Below are 17973 nucleotides of genomic sequence, written 5' to 3'. Positions count from 1 at the left end.
ACGGCCCACCCAACATTCCTCTGCGTCGAGTCACAACCATGACAAACACTCGCAGCGACTGGGAACAACGCTTCCAGTCCCTAACCATCGAAAACCGCGCCTTCATCGACGGCCAATACCGCGCTGCACTCAGCGGTGAAACCTTCGAATGCATCAGCCCGGTCGACGGCCGCTTCCTGGCCAATGTCGCCAGCACCGACGAAGCCGACGCCAACGAAGCCGTTGCCGTCGCACGCCGCACCTTCGAATCCGGCGTCTGGGCCAATCTCGCCCCGGCCGAGCGCAAGCGCACTTTGATCCGCTTCGCCGACCTGATCCTGGCCAACCGGGAAGAACTCGCCCTGCTCGAAACCCTCGACATGGGCAAACCGATCAACGACTCGATGAACATCGACATCCCGGCGACCGCCAACGCGATCCGCTGGAGCGCCGAAGCCATCGACAAGATCTACGACGAAGTCGCTGCCACGCCGCACGATCAACTCGGCCTCATCACCCGCGAACCTGCCGGTGTTGTCGCCGCCATCGTGCCGTGGAATTTCCCGCTGATCATGGCCAGCTGGAAGTTCGCCCCGGCCCTCGCGGCGGGTAACTCGTTCATCCTCAAGCCTTCGGAAAAGTCGCCACTGACCGCGATCCGCATCGCGCAATTAGCGCTGGACGCCGGCATTCCGAAAGGCGTGTTCAACGTCCTGCCGGGCTACGGCCACACCGTCGGCAAGGCGCTGGCGTTGCACATGGACGTCGACGTGCTGGCCTTTACCGGTTCGACTGCGATTGCCAAGCAACTGCTGGTCTACGCCGGCCAAAGCAACATGAAACGCGTCTGGCTCGAAGCAGGGGGGAAGAGCCCGAACGTGGTGTTCGCCGATGCGCCGGATCTGCGCGCGGCAGCACAGGCAGCGGCCAGCGGCATCGCTTTCAACCAGGGCGAAGTCTGCACCGCCGGTTCGCGTTTGCTGGTCGAGCGTTCGATTCGCGAGCAGTTCATTCCGCTGCTGGTAGAAGCGCTGCAAGCCTGGAAACCGGGGCATGCTTTGGACCCGAAAACCACCGTCGGCGCGGTCGTCGATCAGCGTCAACTGGACAACGTGCTGCGCTACATCCAGGTCGGCAAAGACCAGGGCGCGCAACTGATCGCGGGCGGCAGCCGCACCCTGGAAGCCACTGGCGGCCTGTACGTGGAGCCGGCGATTTTCGACGGCGTGACCAACGCCATGACCATCGCCCGGGAAGAAATTTTTGGCCCGGTGCTGTCGCTGATCACCTTCGATACCGCTGAAGAAGCCTTGGCCATCGCCAACGACAGCATCTTCGGCCTGGCTGCCGGTGTCTGGACCAGCAACCTGAGCAAGGCCCACACCTTCGCTCGCGGCTTGCGCGCCGGCAGCGTCTGGGTCAACCAGTACGACGGTGGCGACATGACCGCGCCGTTCGGCGGGTACAAGCAGTCGGGTAACGGTCGGGACAAATCGCTGCACGCGTTCGACAAATACACCGAGCTCAAAGCGACCTGGATCAAGCTCTAATACTTCTACAACGGCGGCCGCCGGCACATGCCAGCGGCCATCGGAGAAACCTATGAAACAAGCACATGTAAACAGCTACTACGCCGCAACCCGCAACTTCACCGGCGACTTCCCGGTGCTGGAACAAGCGGTGGATTGCGACGTCTGCATCATCGGCGCCGGCTACACCGGTTTGTCCTCGGCGCTGTTCCTCGCCGAAGCCGGCTACAGCGTGACCGTACTCGAAGCCGCCAAAGTCGGTTTCGGCGCCAGCGGTCGCAATGGCGGCCAACTGGTCAACTCCTACAGCCGCGACGTCGATGTCATCGAAGAGCGCTATGGCGACAGAACCGCTGAAGTCCTCGGCAGCATGATCTTCGAAGGCGCCGACATCATCCGTCAGCGCATACAACACTACGACATCCAGTGCGACTACAAGCCGGGCGGCATCTTCGCAGCGCTGAACAAAAAGCAGCTCAAAGGCCTGGCCGAGCAGAAAAACAGCTGGGAGCGCTACGGCAACAAGAACCTGAAAATGCTCGACGCGGCGGACATCAAGCGCGAAGTCGGCAGCGACAACTACGTCGGCGGCCTGCTCGACATGCAGGGCGGCCACATCCACCCGCTGAACCTGGCCCTCGGCGAAGCCTCGGCGATCATCGGCCTGGGCGGCAAAATCTACGAACAATCGGCGGCGGTGGAAATCACCTACGGCGAACCGATCACCGTGCGCACCGCCAAAGGTGTGGTCCGCGCCAAATACCTGTTGATCGCCGGCAACGCCTACCTGCCGCAGGGCCTCGACAATCGCGTGACCGCTAAAAGCATGCCGTGCGGTTCGCAAATCGTCGTCACCGAACCGTTGTCGGAGAAGGTTGCGCGCAGCCTGATCAAAAACAACTACTGCGTCGAAGACTGCAACTACCTGCTCGACTACTACCGCCTCACCGCCGACAACCGCCTGCTGTACGGCGGCGGCGTGGTCTACGGCGCCCGTGAACCGGACGACATCGAGCAACTGATCAAGCCGAAAATCCTCAAGACCTTCCCGCAACTGAAGGACGTGAAGATCGACTACCGCTGGACCGGCAACTTCCTGCTGACCATGTCGCGCATGCCGCAATTCGGCCGCATCGAGAAAAACGCCTACTACATGCAGGGCTACAGTGGCCACGGCGTCACCTGCTCGCACCTGGCCGGCAAGCTGATCTCGGAAATGATCCGCGGCGACGCCGAACGCTTCGATGCCTTCGCATCCTTGCCGCACATGCCAATGATCGGCGGCCGCACCTTCCAGGCCCCGCTCACCGCCATGGGCGCTGCGTACTACGCGCTTCGCGACCGTTTCGGTATCTAACCCAACACAACCCTGTAGGAGCAGAGCTTGCTCGCGAAGACGGCGGCACATCCGACATCGGTGCTGTCTGACACACCGCCTTCGCGAGCAAGCTCTGCTCCTACATTGGATCCATGGCAGGCACAAAATGTACGTGCAGCAGAGGTCAAAAACTGTGGGAGCGAGCCTGCTCGCGATGGCGCCATCCGGTTCCCCATCAATGCCAACTGACCCACCACCATCACCAATAACCATGCGCCTACAGCAACACCCCCAAACGTGATTTAATACCCGCCTTTCACAATTACGGGACAGGGAAGCGGTACTTTCGCGGCCAAAAGTCGCCCGCCATCCACCCCCATAACCCTTAAGTTTTCCTCGCATAAGGCTGTCATGGACACGGGCTCACGACTCAAATTAGTACGCGAAAGCTACAAACTCTCCCAGCGCGAGCTGGCCCGGCGTAGCGGCGTCACCAATGCCACCATCTCCCTGATCGAACAGAATCGCGTCAGTCCCTCCGTCAGCTCCCTGAAAAAACTGCTCGAAGGCATCCCCATGTCTTTGGCAGACTTCTTTACCTTTGATCAGCCGCCACGTGAACATCAATACGTGTTCCGCGCCAACGAACAACCGGATCTTGGGCGTCATGGGCTGCGGTTGCTGCTGATTGGCGCTTCGGTGCCGAGCCGGCAGATGCGCTTGCTGCGCGAGCAATACGCGCCGGGGGCGAGTTCGGGGGAAGAGCCGATTGTGCACTCGGAAGGGGAAGAGTGTGGGTTGGTTACGCGGGGGACGGTTGAGTTGACGGTGGATGGGCAGATTAGTGTGCTCAACGCAGGTGACGGCTACTACTTCCCGACAACCTTACCGCACAAGTTCCGCAACATCGGCCAGGATGAAGCGGAAATCATCAGCGCCAACACCCCGGCTAACTTCTGATCTCAAAAACGGACGCCAACCTGTAGCAGCTGCCGAGGTTGCGTCCGCGACCAACACCCATGCCGAATGGGAGCAGCTGCTTCAGGAATTTTCAAAGTAAATGGACTTCACATCATGACCACCCCCCGCATCCGCCCCCTCGCACTCTGCATCTTCCATCACGATGGCAAGATACTGGTCAACGAAGCTCGCGACCCCATCACTGAAAAGCCATTCTTCCGCCCAATCGGTGGCGGAATCGAATTCGGTGAAACCAGTGCCCAAGCCGTTGTACGAGAAGTACAGGAAGAACTCGGTTTACCCATCACCGATGTTCGCTTGCTCGGTACGCTTGAAAGCCTATTTACGTATAACGGCACACCAGGGCACGAAATCGTGCAGGTGTACGACGCGAAGTTTGTGGATGCCAGCGTCTATGAGTTGTCGCACTTGAATGCTCAAGAAAGCGATGGTGCGGCCTTCGTTGCGAAGTGGCTCCCATGCGCAAGCTTTACTGCCGAAGCGCCGTTGGTTCCTGATGGTTTGCACGAACTACTTAAGAAATTAGCACTGCTAGACTGACGCCCGTGAGTGAAAAAGGTGACAGATCTATTTATTAAACAGGTCTGTCACCTTTTTGATTTTTTGCTGATTGAATGATTCGTTAACGCTTATGTATTTTCGACTTCATCGACGTAAGACTTGAAGAACCAGTCAGGGATGTCTTCAGTACGGTATTCAAGGCTGTCCCCATCAGTAATCTCCGCAAGAAAAACCGTACTGTCGCCGGAGTTATCGAAGATGTAAGCCCGATTGCTGACTGCAATGGCTTCTGGCAGTAGACCCAGCGATTTGTAGTACCTTTCGCGTACCTTGTCAGATGCCACGGGATGACCACCTTCGCGGACTCTGATTTTTACGCGGTCTATGTTGATTGCCGGATTTTCAGTCGAAACGAAGTAAAGATATATCCGATAACCGTGAGCCTGGGCTTCTTTCATGAAGTCGACCTTGCTGCGATGTGACATCACCGTTTCGAAGGTAAAACTCACACCTTTTTCCAGCAGGTGCTGGCGTATGAAGTCCGATATCACGGAAGCCAGATAGGAATTGACGTGTACGTTTCGGTAGTCAACTTTAGTGCCCAGCAAACCAATTTTTTTGGCTTGATCGCTGAGCTCTTTGTTTCTTACCAGATAGTGTTCGGCATGGAACGTGAGTAACTCAGGCAATGTAGTGGCGACTTCAAAGGTAGCCAAATCGATGAATCCGGTTGCTTTCGCTTCCTTCTCGAGATCATCGGCATTCACGTACATCTTGATAAGGGCGGGATCAATTTCTCCCTTGATGGTGCTTTTGCCTGATCCGTTCGGTCCCGCAAATACCCGAAACCTAGGCACGACCACCAGCCGTTTGATCTTCGATACGGCGCACGGTGATCACCTCACCTACTTTGACTTTGCGACGCGGCTCGGCTTTGGCTACAACTGTCTTGCTGCCATCAAGTGAAACCCGTACCAAATCGCCGGAATCGACACGAAGTACGCTATCACTCACCAACAGTGCGCGAGCATAAGCAGTCTTGGTGGCTATTTGAGCGAGATCAGGTATCTGGCGCTCGAGAGCGTCCATCTCCTTATCCGAAAGCTGTTTGGTTCTTGCAGTCATCGGGACTCTCCGCTTGAGCGAGCGCTCTGGTGCTTCTTGTCCGGATAATACCGCATTAACCGGGCTTTCGAACGTCATCAGTTCCATATCAATTTCCTCGGTAGTGTAAGCCTTGATCACTGTGTGAAGGACAGATTTTCCAGCATGAAATGCGGGGGCTTTTGCCAATAGCTCTCTGTAACGATCCCCTGAAACCGGCTCACTGAAAAGAAAGTGACCATTACAGCGTGTGTTCAAGCGACCAAAAAACCGCAGCGACGAGTGTTGCTGCGGTTCAAAGCGGGTCAGTGATCCTTGGGAGCCTCAAATCCACGCTGCTCTATGACTCGAAAAACATGACTCACGTCCTGCAGCAAAATCCGGGCGATGTTGGCGACGGTGTTGATGTCGTTTTCGGCGTAGTCGGGGAGGCTGGTGCAGCCCATGAGCTGGAGGTAGGGGAGGACGGCGTTCAGGCGTTCGCTGACGACGTTGTGCAGTTCACGGATTGGGGCGTGGCTGTCGATGACTAGTACGGGGTAGTCGGTGGCGAATTGGGACATCGGGGTGAAGCGGCGGGGCGGATGTTGGGTCGTCATGGATGTAGTCCTAAAAAGATGAATCACAATCGCCATTACTCGTTTACCGACGGAGGTCGGCTGCGTGGGTCTGGCGGTCTTCGGTGTCTTCTCTTTTGGGCTGCGAATCCCGGTCACCGACAATGGCAGCGACGGGGGAAACTATAAGCTGCGATTTTGGCGCTCACAACCGGGCTGTAGGACGCTTTGGCGTTTGTTGCGGCAAGGCTTAATGCCACTGTTTACGGGGCTTTCGCGGTAATCCGGGCGGTATGGAGTGCCTTGGGAAATCGGGGGCAGGTTTTGGGGCTGCTTCGCTGCTTGTTGGGAATAAATCCCCTCGTTACAAAAGGTGAATTCCTACACGTTTTTCGGATGTCAGGTTTGCGAGTCGAGTGGGCTGAAAGGTGTGACAGTGAATATTTCTGTTGAATTTGAGGGCCTCATCGCGAGCAGGCTCACTCCTACAGGGGGCGGGGTAGGCGGGCGCATTGTTGCGTCCGCCTGTGATTGCTTTATGCCGTGTGACCGATCACTTCGATGATGCGCTTCGCGATGTAGTCGACGTGGGTTTCCAGGGCGAAGTGTCCGGTGTCGAGTAGTTCGACAACGGCATTGGGGTTGTCGCGTTTGAACGCCTCTGCGCCAGGCGGGATGAAGAAGGGGTCGTTCTGGCCCCAGATGGCCAGTGTCGGCAGTTGGGTCTCGCGGAAGAAGTGCTGAAAGTCCGGGTAGCGTTTGAGGTTGTTCGCGTAGTCCAGGAACAGGTCGAGCTGGATGTCTTTGTTGCCCGGCCGCTCCAATAGCAGCGCGTCGAGGGTGTAGGACTCGGGAGCGATGAGTTCAGGCGTGCTGACGCCATGTTCGTATTGCCAGCGCGTGCCTTCCAGGTGCAGGACCGCGTCGGCAATGACCTGGCGATTCTCAGCCGACGGTTCTGCCCAGTAGGCTCTGATCGGTGCCCAGGCATCGCCCAATCCTTCCAGATACGCGTTGCCGTTTTGCGAGATCAGCGCGGTCATTCTTTCGGGGTATTTGACTGCCAGTCTCAGGCCGGTCGGTGCGCCGTAATCGAAGACGTACATCGCGTAGCGTTTCAGTCCCAGGGTCTCGACGAAATGCCCCAGCGTTTCTGCCAGTGCGTCGAAGGTGTACGCGTATTTGCGCTCGGCAGGCACTTCGGTGAATCCAAAGCCGGGCAGGTCCGGGGCGATGATGTGGAAGTGTGCCGACAGCAGCGGGATGAGTTGGCGGAACTGGTGGGATGAGCTGGGAAACCCATGGAGCAGAAGGAGGGTCGGCTTGGCCGGTTCTCCTGCTTCCCGGTAGAAGACGCGAACGCCGTCGACGTCGGCAAATGTGTAGCGGATGGGTGCAGTGGTGGTCATGATGATTGGCCTCGTAACCGCATGGATGAGATCAAGCCGGTTTTCGAGATTAAATCTGGCACGAACAAAGTAACCTGTCAAAATGATTTTGACAGGTTATTGTTTTTCGCCCTCAAGCATCGATGACTTTCTTTTGCCGTTCGCGGTGGGCCGCTGCTTTCGCTCGGTTGCCGCAGACCGCCATGCTGCACCAGCGGCGTTTTCTGCCTCGGGTGTGATCGACGAACATCAGGGTGCAGCTCGGTCCTTCGCAACATTTCACGTTGGTGAAATCTTCCTCGCTGACGAACTGTGCGAGCACTTCGCCCAGTGGCAACAGCAGGGAATCCGGACTGCGCCAGCGCCGTTTCAGTTCCCAGGCGAGCTTTGGTGTTTCGCCGTCCTGCAGCGTGATCTGGGTGTATTTTTCGTCGCGTTCGAGCAGGCGATTCAAGGCCTCTAACTCTGTCAGGGCCGAGGCTTCAAGCGGTTGGCCTTTGTATTTCAGGACAAAGCCGCGAAACCATTCGCGCAATGACCGTGCCTGCGCCGCGACGGTTTCCAGCTCGCCAGGCATCGCTTGTTCCTGAAGCCGTTGCAGGATCTCGTCTTCCACCCAGCCCGATTGTTTCAGCCATTCAAGCCAGCCGTTGCCGTCGTCGATCCAGTCGACGGGTTCATCGACCGGCGTTGCTATCGAGTTCAGAAAATCGAGAGCGGCGGCGTCGGCGACGAAGAGGGCCGGTCCACGGGGAGTGCTGTTCATGAGGATGTCCGCTAAAGCCTGGATTGATAAGGTTCAGCGTAACCACTCAAAGTGCGTCCGACAAGTTACTATTTTTTTGATAACCTCTTCGTCGTATTCGGTGGGGTTACTGGATGGGCTCAATTCTTGACCTGCTGGTTCCTCCCATAAACATCCTCCAACCGCTCAATATCATCCTCACCCAAATAACTCCCGGACTGCACCTCAATCACCTCCAGCGGAATTTTCCCGGGGTTGGCCAGCCGATGCACCGAAGCAATCGGAATGTAGGTGGACTGGTTTTCCGTCAGCAGGAAGACCTTTTCATTGCACGTCACCTGGGCCGTGCCGGAGACCACGATCCAGTGTTCGGCACGGTGGTGGTGCATTTGCAGGGACAGTTGCGCGCCCGGTTTGACGGTGATGTGTTTGACTTGGTGGCGGATGCCGTTGTCCACCGAGTGGTAGCTGCCCCAGGGACGATACACCGCGCAGTTGTTCTGGGTTTCCGAGCGATTTTGGGCGTCGAGCGCATTCACCAGTTTTTTCACGTCTTGCACGGTGTCGCGGTGCGCGACCATCAGTGCATCTTCGGTTTCTATCACGACGAGGTTTTCCACCCCGAGCAGGGTCACCAGTTTGCTGCTGCCATGGACGAAGCAATTGCGGCTGTTGTAGCTGACGACATCGCCCTTGAGCACATTGCCGTCGGTGTCCTTTTCGTGCACATCCCACAGCGACGACCAGCAACCGACGTCACTCCAGCCAGCGCTGAGCGGGACGACCCAGGCGCGGTGGGTGCGTTCCATCACTGCGTAGTCGATGGAGTTGTCCGGGCAGCATTCGAAGGTGACGCGATCGATGCTGGTCACGCCTTCGCTGCTGGGGCTGCGCTCCAGGGCCATCACGCAGGTGTCGTACATGTCCGGTTCGTGAGTGCGCAGCTCTTCGAGGTAGCGGCTGGCACGGAACAGGAACATGCCGCTGTTCCAGAAGTATTCGCCGGAGCGGACAAATTCGGCGGCGGTTTGCTGGTCGGGTTTTTCGATAAATTGCTCGACCTTGAAGGCATGGGCACCCGCATCGCTGCAGTCGGCCTTGATGTAGCCGAAGCCGGTTTCCGGACGCGTCGCCGGAATGCCGAACAGCACCAGATTGCCTTTGAGCGCCTCTTGCTCTGCGTGTTCCAGTGTGGCGCGCAAGGCGGGGACGTCGCTGATCACATGGTCGGCCGGAAGGACCAACATGAGCTCATCGCGGCCCTCGGCAATCAGCTTGAGGGCCGCCAGCGCCACCGCCGGTGCGGTGTTGCGGCCGAAGGGTTCGAGCAGGATCGCCTGCGGCGTGCAGCCGATGGCGGCAAGTTGTTCGTTGACGAGAAAGCGATGCTCCTGATTACACACCACGATCGGTTTGCCGATACCGTTGAACGCCAGGCGCTGAAGGGTTTGCTGAAAGAGTGATCCTTCACCGGCCAGGCTCAGGAATTGTTTGGGATACAACTTGCGTGACAATGGCCACAACCGGGAACCACTGCCCCCGGACAGAATGACTGGAATCATTTTTCTTTCCTCCCACACCTTCATCGTTCGATATGAAGGCGCTTCGAACAGCGAAGGACTGCCTTCCATTATTTGAAACACAAGCTCAATTCAAATCGGCCGCAATCAGGGGCGTGCCGGCTGTTGCACCTGGTCTTTCTGGTCTGCAAACAGCTGGGTGATGTCGCCGCCCAGGCGGTAGTTTTTCATCGGTTCGACCGATTGGCGCCAGCGGTTGGTTTCCGCCGAGCAGTCGTATAGGGCGCAGTACGGTTCCAGCCAGGCAAACTTGCCATCCTCGTTGAGGTCTTCGAGTGCTTGCTTGTGGCCGGTCTTGCGTTCGAACAAACCTGGATTCTTGATGCCTTCTTCCACGCGCGTCGCCAGACGCCGCATGGCGCCGTGGTTTTCTTCGCGCAGGTCGACGCCGTTGGCTTGGGCGAAGGAGGCGATCATCATCAGCGGCCCCATCGCGTAGTTATGGTAAGCCAGAGCACGGGTGTCGCGGCCCAATTCGTTGGGCAGGTACCCGTCGGCATCGACCTGGGACGCGCCGATGCGAAACTGTGCAACCGACCAGTCGAACAGGTCACGCCGGTCAACCACCACCGAGGCCGCCATGACGGACCATGCCGCCCAATACTGGTGATTGTTGAGGCGGTCCAGCGGTTGGTCGCGCCAGTCCCGCACTACCTGTTCGGCGAGTTTGCCGATCCAGGCTTCGATGGGACGGGTCTGCGCTTCACGGCCTTTCAATGGCTGTGAACGCGAAAACTTGAGCCGCAGGTACGCCGAAGAAATACTGCCCAGCGCCCATTTGCGCATCGACTTGCCGGTGTGGGTGTAGGTGGTGCTCAGCAGCGCCTGCGCCTTGGCCCAATCGCCCAGCCAGCTCAACGTGCAGTCCACATGACCGGGGCGGCCGAGCCGCAAGTAGGCGGCGACTTGTTTGTTGACGCCTTTTTCCAGTTCGTTGATATCGCCGGACATTTCCTTGTAGCGTTTGTTGGATTCTGCGTTGAGCTGATCCCGAGCCTTGCCCGAGCCTTCGTATTTGCTGGGGATCAACAGGTCGCCGGTATAGGGTTTGGGCGTCGCCGGACAGCTCTGCGCGTCGCCCTTTTTCTCTGTGGCCGGCGCGTAATAGCCCTGCGGCGGGCGAAGTTGTGCGGCCGCTTGCATGATCGGCCCCATCAGAATGAAGGCCACGCCAATGGCGGCCCAGTGTGCCGGGCGCATCAGTTTTCCTCCGTCTGCGCGGTGCGCAGGGTCGGTGCTGCCGTAATGGCGGGTTTGACGCACAGTCGGGTTGAAAGCCCTGTGGTGGTCATACCCGGCGGCGGTTGCACGTCCATGGAAAGAAGCGTCTGTTCGCCCCAATCCCCGTCGCCGCGCAGCTCGAAGGCGAAGCGGCCCTGGGTATTGACCGTCGGCGAACGGCTCAAGCTGAGGTTTTCCTGGCGACCGTTCAGGTAGGTCAGGGTCGCGTTCAACAGACGCACGCCGGGATCCGCGAACTTGAGGTCGACCTGATATCGATTGCCCTTGATCGGATACACGTTGCCGCCACTGCCGTTGAACAACACTTGATTGCGCCCGCTGTGCAGGGTCGCCTGGCTTTTGAGCAGCGGGGACTGGTTGTCGCAGCCGTCGCTCAGCGCCGCCATTGCCTGGCGGTAGAAGCTGGGTTTGCCAAGGCTGTCGAGGTTGTCGGTTTCCCACACCAGCACCGCCGGCGGGGCGTTCTGGAAGTCGTCGCCGAGCAGGTAGGCGATCAACGAATCATCGTAGCCACCGCCCGGTACGCTGAAGTTGCGGACCGGCGTCTCCAGGTATTGTTCAAGGAAACCGGGAAAGTTGAACAGCTCGCTGCTGGCGCTGGTGCCGATCAGTGCGACCTTGGCCGGACCCTTGGCATCGCCTTGGGCGCGGGTTTGATAACGGGTCACATACTGCGCCGCATAACCGTTGCCGCAGATCTGTGCGGCGGCTTTTTGCAGCGTGCCCGAGCGTCCCAACAGGCCGGCCGGTTGGCTGGCGAAGACCTGATGCGGCAACGCCTTGAGCACATCGCTGCCCTTGAGCGTCTGGGCCACCAATTGGGCACTGCGGTCGGCGCCATAGGGCGTCCAGTTGTGATCGCCCTTGAAGTAGAAGGGCTGCCCGGCGGGCTGTGGCGAACTCAGCAGGTTGGCAAAGTCGGGCGCCAGGATGCCCAGGCCGCGCACCCGGTCCAGGGTTTGCAGGTAGTTTTGCCGGGCCCTGGCCTGATCGAAGCTGGCCAGTTCCAGCGGCGTCAGGCGGTCGGCGTGCAGCAGGCCGCGACTGGGTGGCATCACCAACACCAGTTCGACGCCGCGCTGGGCGAGCCCGTCGCGCAGGCGCTTGAGGGCTTTGTAGCCGCTCTCGTCGAGGCCGAAGTCGGTGCGCAAATCGCTACGGGTGCGAAACAGCCACTGGTCCTTGGCCTCCACCAGCGTCGCGTAATTTTTCAGTTCTGGTGGCTCGTAATAGGTTGCCTGCGCCGCTTGCGGGCACAGCTGACAGCAGGCCTCGGCCGTGTACTGCGGCTGCGCTTGTGCCCCCATCGACATGGACAGCAGGCCAAGCGCGGCAAATCCATGAAAGGTGTTCATCGGCAGGCTCCTCACAGTGTCTCGGGCAGAATCAACGCGGCGGCGTGGCGGCGCAGGAGGATGTCCATCAAGTCGCCCTGGACGTCCCCCAGCAAACCGGTGAAGGCCAGGCCGTCCTGTTTCTGCGGCGCGAGAAAGGTCAAGTCATAGAGTTCCAGGCGCGAGGGTGAAAACACGGCGATGGGACTGGAACCGTTGCCGATCAGCTTGCCGCCGACCACGGTGAGCGACAGTTTGGCTTCGTAAGGGTCTTCCTTGAGATCGCGGTCGCTGCCACGCAAATCCTTGGTGTGGCCATAGATCCCGGTCAGGGCGTTGGCCATCAGCTCGTTTTCGTACAGCCGCACGCCGGTGCTGTTGCGCACCCGGATCCCGTGTCGGTCATTGTCGGCCGCGCGGTTGCGCCAGATCAGGTTGTTGCCGCTCTCGTACAAGGTGATGCCGTCGGAACGGTTTTTGTAGGTTTCGTTGTAGGCCAGCAGGTTATTGACGCTGGAACGGTCCAGGACGATGCCCGACAGATGATTGTTGTAGGTGCGGTTGTAGATGATCCAGCTGTCGTTGACCTCGCGCGAGAGGATGATGCCGTGCTTCTTGTGGGTATCGAAGACATCGTTATGGGCAATGATCAGCCGGCGCGAACGGTCGTGCGGGTCGATGCCATATACGATGTTTGCGCGATAGGTGTTGCGCAGAATCACCACGTCGTCGGCCTCGTAGCAATAGAAGCCGAAATAGTTGTCGATGAACTGCGAATTGATCAGCCAGCCGGTCGGTTTCTTGCGCTTCATCTTCGGCGCCATGCTCGGGCTGTACTGGGAAATACTCACCCCATAACTCTTGCTCTCGGTGTAGCCGAAGCTGGTGATGGTGCTGTTGACGATGTAGGTTTCGGTGCCGCCCCAGGAAATCAGGAACGGGCGAAACGTTTCCTCTTTTTTGAACCAGGCCGGGCTGTCGTCTTTCTCGCTCCAGGCGCTGACCTTGGTATCGGTAATGAACAGTTTGCCGTCGTTGACCAGGAACGAACCGCCGTCCTGGGACAAGCGCAATTCCTTCACCGATTTGTCGATATGCAGCGTCCCGCCGGGACGGATGACGATCGGCAAGCGCGCCAGAAACACCCCCGGTGCGGTCTCGCGCAGGGCTGTCTGCGGCAGGCTGCGTGCCAGTTGCGTCAGGCTCATGTAGCCACGGTCGATGAAGATCGCCACGGGCATTTGCTTCTGGCGCACCACCCATTCCTTGAAGCGGTCCTGGCCGCCGATGAACTCATCGAGCGCGTTCTCCTTGAGCATCGGCTGGATCAAGGCACGGCCGGCGGGCTTGTAGGCAATCTTCGCGGCGACTGCCTCGGCGGTATAGCCGGACAGGTCGGGCATTTTCGGTTCCTTGATCAGCAACGGTTTTCCCGGAGCCTCGCTGATGCTGTAGCGCGGTATCAGGAGGTCACCTGCCGCACTGGCACCTGCCGTCTGCACCAACAGCATTGCGGCGAGCATCAGTCCTATCTTGACGACACGGTCCATAAGTCTCACTCATCCAAAAGGCAGCCGGTTGTGATCAATGTGCCGTTGCCCGCGATGGCTTCAGCGCGGGCAGCCACCGGGTCCTAGATTTTCCAGACGAAATCGATGAACGCCCGGTGCATGCTCGAATCGGTGTCGTTGGCATAGGCGTCACCAGGGAAGAACACGCCCAGGCGCAGGCGGATCAGTGCCGAAGGTTCGTCGACCCAATCCACCATGCTCGCGGGCAACAGGCCTTGCTTGAAGTACTTGGTCATGACCAGATCGACTTCCTGGCCCAGGTCTTTCTCGCCGTCCACCAGCGCCGCATTGATGATCCCGTCGTCGCCGGTTTCCGTCTGGTCGTCGACCCGCCAGAAGCGGTGGTAGACGAGGCTGGCGTCGTAGTCCTCGCGATACGACCAGGCGCCGAACAGCGTCGCGGTCTGGAGGTTGCTCAGTTCACCGCGAAAGGCTTCGCCGAAGCGGTGTACCCGTGAGCGCGTGCCGGTGTAGTTCGAGCGGTTGCTTTGCAGGCCGGTTTGCTGAAACTGGTTCTCCTGGTCGTTGCCGCCGCCATCGCCACGGGCGGCGGCAGCACCGAGGCGCCAGGCGTCATCGATGTTCCAGCGCAAGCCCAGGTCCGCAGCCCAGGAATTGACGTCGCCGCTGGTGTGGCCTGTCGCGATTCGATCGCCGGAAGGGACGATCACGCTGTTAAGGTTGTCGCGATCGCCGGTCAGCCAGGTTGCGTTGACCCAGTAATTGAGCGGCATCGTCGAGCGATAGTTGTAGCCGTCACCGTTCGCTTCAAGGCCGACCCAGGTCAGGCTGCCGGTGGTGGTCTTGTCGAGTGTGTCGAGCCGGTCACCGGGATCCGGCAGATTACCGCTGTCTTCCGAGTGATGTACGCGCAGGCCAACCCAATTGTTGGGCGTCCATTGCGTAGAGATGTCGGCGAAGGCATGGGAGCGGTCTTTGTCTTCCGGCGCCAGGTCGTCCAGGTCGGTGCGGTAGTCGGAAAAGCGTTGAGCGGCGCCGACGTGGCTGCGCAGCAGCGTGGTTTCGAAGGTCCAGTTGAGCGCTTCGATGTTGGTGTCCATCCATTCGCCGCTGTCCTCGCGCAGACGCTGGCGCCCCAGGCGCAGATGCTCGCCCGGATAGGCCGTGATGCCCGAATAGTCGACCCAGAATTCGCGAAGCGCCAGGTAGCTGTCATCCGCTTCACGGGTGTTGCTGTCGTCGACGCCGTTGTTCACGGTGTCGGTGTCGATGGTGTCGGTCGCCGCTACCGCCTGGCCCATCACATAGGCGCTCCAGTTGCCCCATTGGCCAAAGGCCCAGGGACGCAGGTCGAGGCCAATATCGTTGAGGGTGCCACCGGGTGCAGTGCCCAGGTCCCGGTCGTCCTGCGACTCGCCGGTAATCTTCACATCCAGGCCGAAATTCTTCGGCGCCACTTCCGCCGCCAGCACCAGACCGGCGCTGCACATCAGCGAAACTCCCAGACCATAACCTGCCAACAGTGCTTGTTTCATAGTAAGTCCTGTCCATTTTCCGGAGTTTGCAGCCTGGCGAGAGCCGCGCCCGTCAGACGGGCCTGAGCTTCTTCCTCAAGTAAGGGCTGCGCGATTTTCCTCTCTGCCGGGGTCATCCCCGACTGCACGGCCGACAGCACTGGCCCCGCATTTACCACGCCCTGGCGTTGCGCGAGTTGCGCAAAGACAAAGGCATTGATTCGATTGACCTTGACCCCGCGTGAATCGGAAAACATGTGCGCCAGCGCCAGGTCGGCATTGGGCGAACCGTTGCGTGCTGCCAGCAGCAAGTGTTGCAGCGCTTTCTGTGGTTCGACCTGGCCCAGATAACCGCGCCGGTACAACTGGCCGAGGTAGTAATGCGCCCCGACTTCACCGGCGGCGGCCGCCTTGAGCAGGTGCTCTTGCGCCAGGCGCGGATCCTGCGGCAGCCATTTGCCGAGGTAATACAGGCGCCCGGTCAGCAGTTCCGCCCGTGGATCGCCCGCTTCGCGCCCGCGCTGCAAGGCCGAGAGCAATTGCGGCGCATCGCCTTGGGCGGGGTAGTCGTCGATCAGCCGCGCCAGGCTGGTCCAGGCCGGTGGATAGTCGGGTGCCAGTTCCTCAAGCAGGCGCTGGGCGCTTTGCGGATCGGCCGGGCCTTCGAGTGTCGGCGTCGACAGAACGCGCGCCACCGACTCGACCCGCAAGGGCGCGACTCGTCCCTCGCGCCAACCCTGGCGCAACTGCGCCAGCAAGTCGGCTTGCGCCTTGGGCTGGGCGCGCATCCGGTTGATGGTGGCCAACTCCACATAACAGGCATCGAGTAATGCCAGTCTTGCCCGGCACATCTGCTCGATCTGCGGCAGGTGAGCGTTATAAGTGCCCTGATTGCGGTAAATCAGGATTTGCGCCAGGTCTGCCTCGACAATGCCCTGGGCGCGCCAACCGTTGACCTTCTGCTGCGGATCCACCCCCGGCGTCAGTTGCGGGTAACCCAGGTACAACAAGGTCAGCGGCACCACTGCACTGAACTCGCCTTTGTCCAGCGCGCCTTCCAGCAGTTGCCGGGCCTCTTGCACTTGCTTGGGATCCGTCGGTCCCTGACGCAGCAACACGCGGCCCAGACGTGACTGCGCCTTGACCGATTCCGGCGCGGCCTGCCGGTACAATCCCTCAGCCTCTTTCAAGCTCGCGGGGTCGCCCGCCGAGGCCGTCAAGTCGCCCATTCCGGCCTGGGCGTCGGCATAGCCGTCCTCGGCCAGCGGCGCGAAGTTCTTGCGAGCCGTCTCATAATCGCCGCGCGCCATGGCCTCGCGCGCCAAGCCTTGATCGGGGAGGGTGCCGCACCCATGAATCATTGTCAGGGCAGCGGCCAGCGCGGAAAACCGCAGCCCCGATCGCCATGCGCCGTTCATTTTCCGGCCGCCATGACTTTATTCGCCCAGGTGTTTTTCACCCAGGCATTGGCCGCCGAGGCACTCTGCACCCAGACATTGCCTTGCAGGTCTTCGATACTGACCTCCACCGGCCGCCCGGCCTGATCGGTTTGCAACGGGCTGTCAGGCTCAATGGTGACCCGCAGGTCCGAGGCCAGGCCGCCGTTGTCCAGCGCCACCGCAGTGATTTTGCCCGCGCGCGGCTGTTCTTCGCCGATCAACTGGAAGCTCACCGCTTTGCCGGGCTGGATCTTGGCAAAATTCTTGTAGGGGAAGCGCGCCTCGATGGTTGCCACACCGTCGATTGGCATCAACTCGTACACCGTGGTGCCCTTGCCGACGACCTGGCCGTCCGGCACCAGTTGCGAAACCACCCGGCAATCGCAAGGGCTGGTCAGCGAACCTTGCAGGGTTCGGCTGAACAGGCGCTCAAGGTTTTCCGGGGTCGCCTGTCCGGGCGGCAGGTTGCCTTTCATCACATCCAGCAGCGAGGCGGAAAAGGTCGCCAGCGGGGCGCCCTTGGCCACCACCGACCCGACTTTGACCAACGAATTGACGCTGCCGTCGCGCGGCAGACCGATCAACTGGCCGGGCACATTGACCCGCGCCGATTCGGCATGGGTGACGAAATAAATGCCATACAACTGGTGCACCACATAACCAAAGGCAAACAGTCCCACCAGGAACATCAGCAGGCTTACCGCGGTGGCCCGCACGCGAGCGAGAATGCCCATGCCGTGGCCGCTTTCGTGCTTTCGCGGCTTGGTGAAGTTGTCGCGCTGCTGGGTCGAGAGCATGTCACCCAGGCTGATCACCCCGCCCGAGAGGTAAGAGGTGATCACGTAACGCAAGGCGGAAATCGCACGAGGGCGCAGGTTTTGAAACTCGCAACCTATGCGCTGCCCCTCGTCGTTAATCGAGCGCACGACAAACTCCACGTCGATGGCAAACCCCAGCGCATCGACCTGGAACACCAGTTTGCCTTTGTGTTGCCGGCCAACGATCAGCGTTGTACCCGGCTGACTCAGGCTGAATCCACCGGCTGACAAGTCGATCAGCTCGCAATCGAACGGCTCCCGGTCCGGCCCGTGAAACTTGATCCTCGCCGGCAGAGTCAGCCGCGCATGCTGACGCTGCACCTCCGACTCGTGCACGACATTGTCATCAACAGCAACAAAAGCTGTGTTCATAACGCGTTCCTTCCCATCGATTGAGTCCGATCCGGCACGG

At 59.8% G+C, this 17973-nt stretch carries 16 protein-coding genes; 4 read left to right on the top strand and 12 right to left on the bottom strand.

Annotated elements, in window-relative coordinates; all coding sequences use genetic code 11:
- Nucleotides 1-38: 38 nt before the first annotated feature.
- The 4 genes from KGB25_RS21940 (at nucleotide 39) to KGB25_RS21925 (ending at nucleotide 4347) form a co-directional block, all read left to right on the top strand.
- Nucleotides 39-1529 (top strand): aldehyde dehydrogenase, encoded by a 1491-nt coding sequence (locus tag KGB25_RS21940; RefSeq protein ID WP_223436625.1) that lies wholly within the window; start codon nucleotides 39-41, stop codon nucleotides 1527-1529.
- A 52-nt stretch (nucleotides 1530-1581) separates the two neighbouring features.
- Nucleotides 1582-2865, top strand: a complete 1284-nt coding sequence (locus tag KGB25_RS21935; RefSeq protein ID WP_207284522.1) for an NAD(P)/FAD-dependent oxidoreductase — start codon at nucleotides 1582-1584, stop codon at nucleotides 2863-2865.
- A gap of 372 nt (nucleotides 2866-3237) precedes the next feature.
- A complete protein-coding gene (locus tag KGB25_RS21930) occupies nucleotides 3238-3786 on the top strand; it encodes a cupin domain-containing protein (protein ID WP_007946335.1) in 549 nt (182 codons plus the stop codon).
- A 114-nt stretch (nucleotides 3787-3900) separates the two neighbouring features.
- A complete protein-coding gene (locus tag KGB25_RS21925; RefSeq protein WP_223436623.1) occupies nucleotides 3901-4347 on the top strand; it encodes an NUDIX hydrolase in 447 nt (148 codons plus the stop codon).
- Nucleotides 4348-4436: 89 nt separating this feature from the next.
- Here the strand turns inward: KGB25_RS21925 and KGB25_RS21920 are convergent, their stop codons facing one another.
- From KGB25_RS21920 to KGB25_RS21865, 12 genes are all read right to left on the bottom strand, one after another.
- The gene (locus KGB25_RS21920) at nucleotides 4437-5171 is read right to left on the bottom strand and encodes a zeta toxin family protein (protein ID WP_223436621.1); all 735 of its coding nucleotides are present in this window, start codon (nucleotides 5169-5171) and stop codon (nucleotides 4437-4439) included.
- Nucleotides 5158-5520, bottom strand: a complete 363-nt coding sequence (locus KGB25_RS21915) for a hypothetical protein (protein ID WP_223436619.1) — start codon at nucleotides 5518-5520, stop codon at nucleotides 5158-5160. Before KGB25_RS21915 ends, KGB25_RS21920 begins: the two co-directional genes overlap by 14 nt.
- A gap of 197 nt (nucleotides 5521-5717) precedes the next feature.
- Nucleotides 5718-6011, bottom strand: coding sequence for a fructose-bisphosphate aldolase (locus KGB25_RS21910; protein WP_223436616.1), 294 nt, complete (start codon nucleotides 6009-6011; stop codon nucleotides 5718-5720).
- Between the two features lie 494 nt (nucleotides 6012-6505).
- Nucleotides 6506-7378, bottom strand: coding sequence for an alpha/beta fold hydrolase (locus KGB25_RS21905; RefSeq protein ID WP_223436614.1), 873 nt, complete (start codon nucleotides 7376-7378; stop codon nucleotides 6506-6508).
- A gap of 112 nt (nucleotides 7379-7490) precedes the next feature.
- Complete coding sequence (locus tag KGB25_RS21900; protein WP_223436612.1) at nucleotides 7491-8123, bottom strand: CGNR zinc finger domain-containing protein; 633 nt, start codon at nucleotides 8121-8123, stop codon at nucleotides 7491-7493.
- A 119-nt stretch (nucleotides 8124-8242) separates the two neighbouring features.
- A complete protein-coding gene (locus KGB25_RS21895; protein ID WP_223436609.1) occupies nucleotides 8243-9664 on the bottom strand; it encodes a mannose-1-phosphate guanylyltransferase/mannose-6-phosphate isomerase in 1422 nt (473 codons plus the stop codon).
- A 105-nt stretch (nucleotides 9665-9769) separates the two neighbouring features.
- Nucleotides 9770-10882, bottom strand: coding sequence for a mannuronate-specific alginate lyase (locus KGB25_RS21890; RefSeq protein WP_223436608.1), 1113 nt, complete (start codon nucleotides 10880-10882; stop codon nucleotides 9770-9772).
- Nucleotides 10882-12279: an alginate O-acetyltransferase AlgX-related protein gene (locus KGB25_RS21885; protein ID WP_207284512.1), complete on the bottom strand. Its 1398-nt coding sequence runs from the start codon at nucleotides 12277-12279 to the stop codon at nucleotides 10882-10884. The genes KGB25_RS21890 and KGB25_RS21885 overlap by 1 nt, the downstream gene beginning before the upstream one ends.
- An 11-nt stretch (nucleotides 12280-12290) precedes the next feature.
- Nucleotides 12291-13808, bottom strand: coding sequence for a mannuronan 5-epimerase AlgG (gene algG / locus KGB25_RS21880; protein WP_192228291.1), 1518 nt, complete (start codon nucleotides 13806-13808; stop codon nucleotides 12291-12293).
- 83 nt (nucleotides 13809-13891) lie between these two features.
- Nucleotides 13892-15280, bottom strand: a complete 1389-nt coding sequence (locus KGB25_RS21875; protein ID WP_223436639.1) for an alginate export family protein — start codon at nucleotides 15278-15280, stop codon at nucleotides 13892-13894.
- Between the two features lie 41 nt (nucleotides 15281-15321).
- Nucleotides 15322-16722 carry an alginate biosynthesis protein AlgK gene (locus KGB25_RS21870; protein ID WP_223436606.1) on the bottom strand — a complete coding sequence of 467 codons (1401 nt, stop codon included), beginning with the start codon at nucleotides 16720-16722 and terminating at the stop codon, nucleotides 15322-15324.
- Nucleotides 16719-17933, bottom strand: coding sequence for an alginate biosynthesis protein Alg44 (locus KGB25_RS21865; protein WP_223415517.1), 1215 nt, complete (start codon nucleotides 17931-17933; stop codon nucleotides 16719-16721). The genes KGB25_RS21870 and KGB25_RS21865 overlap by 4 nt, the downstream gene beginning before the upstream one ends.
- Nucleotides 17934-17973 lie beyond the last annotated feature (40 nt).

Source organism: Pseudomonas sp. BF-RE-21, from assembly GCF_019947305.1.
GTDB classification, from domain to species: domain Bacteria; phylum Pseudomonadota; class Gammaproteobacteria; order Pseudomonadales; family Pseudomonadaceae; genus Aquipseudomonas; species Aquipseudomonas migulae.
This window is presented reverse-complemented; position numbering and strand designations above follow the sequence as displayed.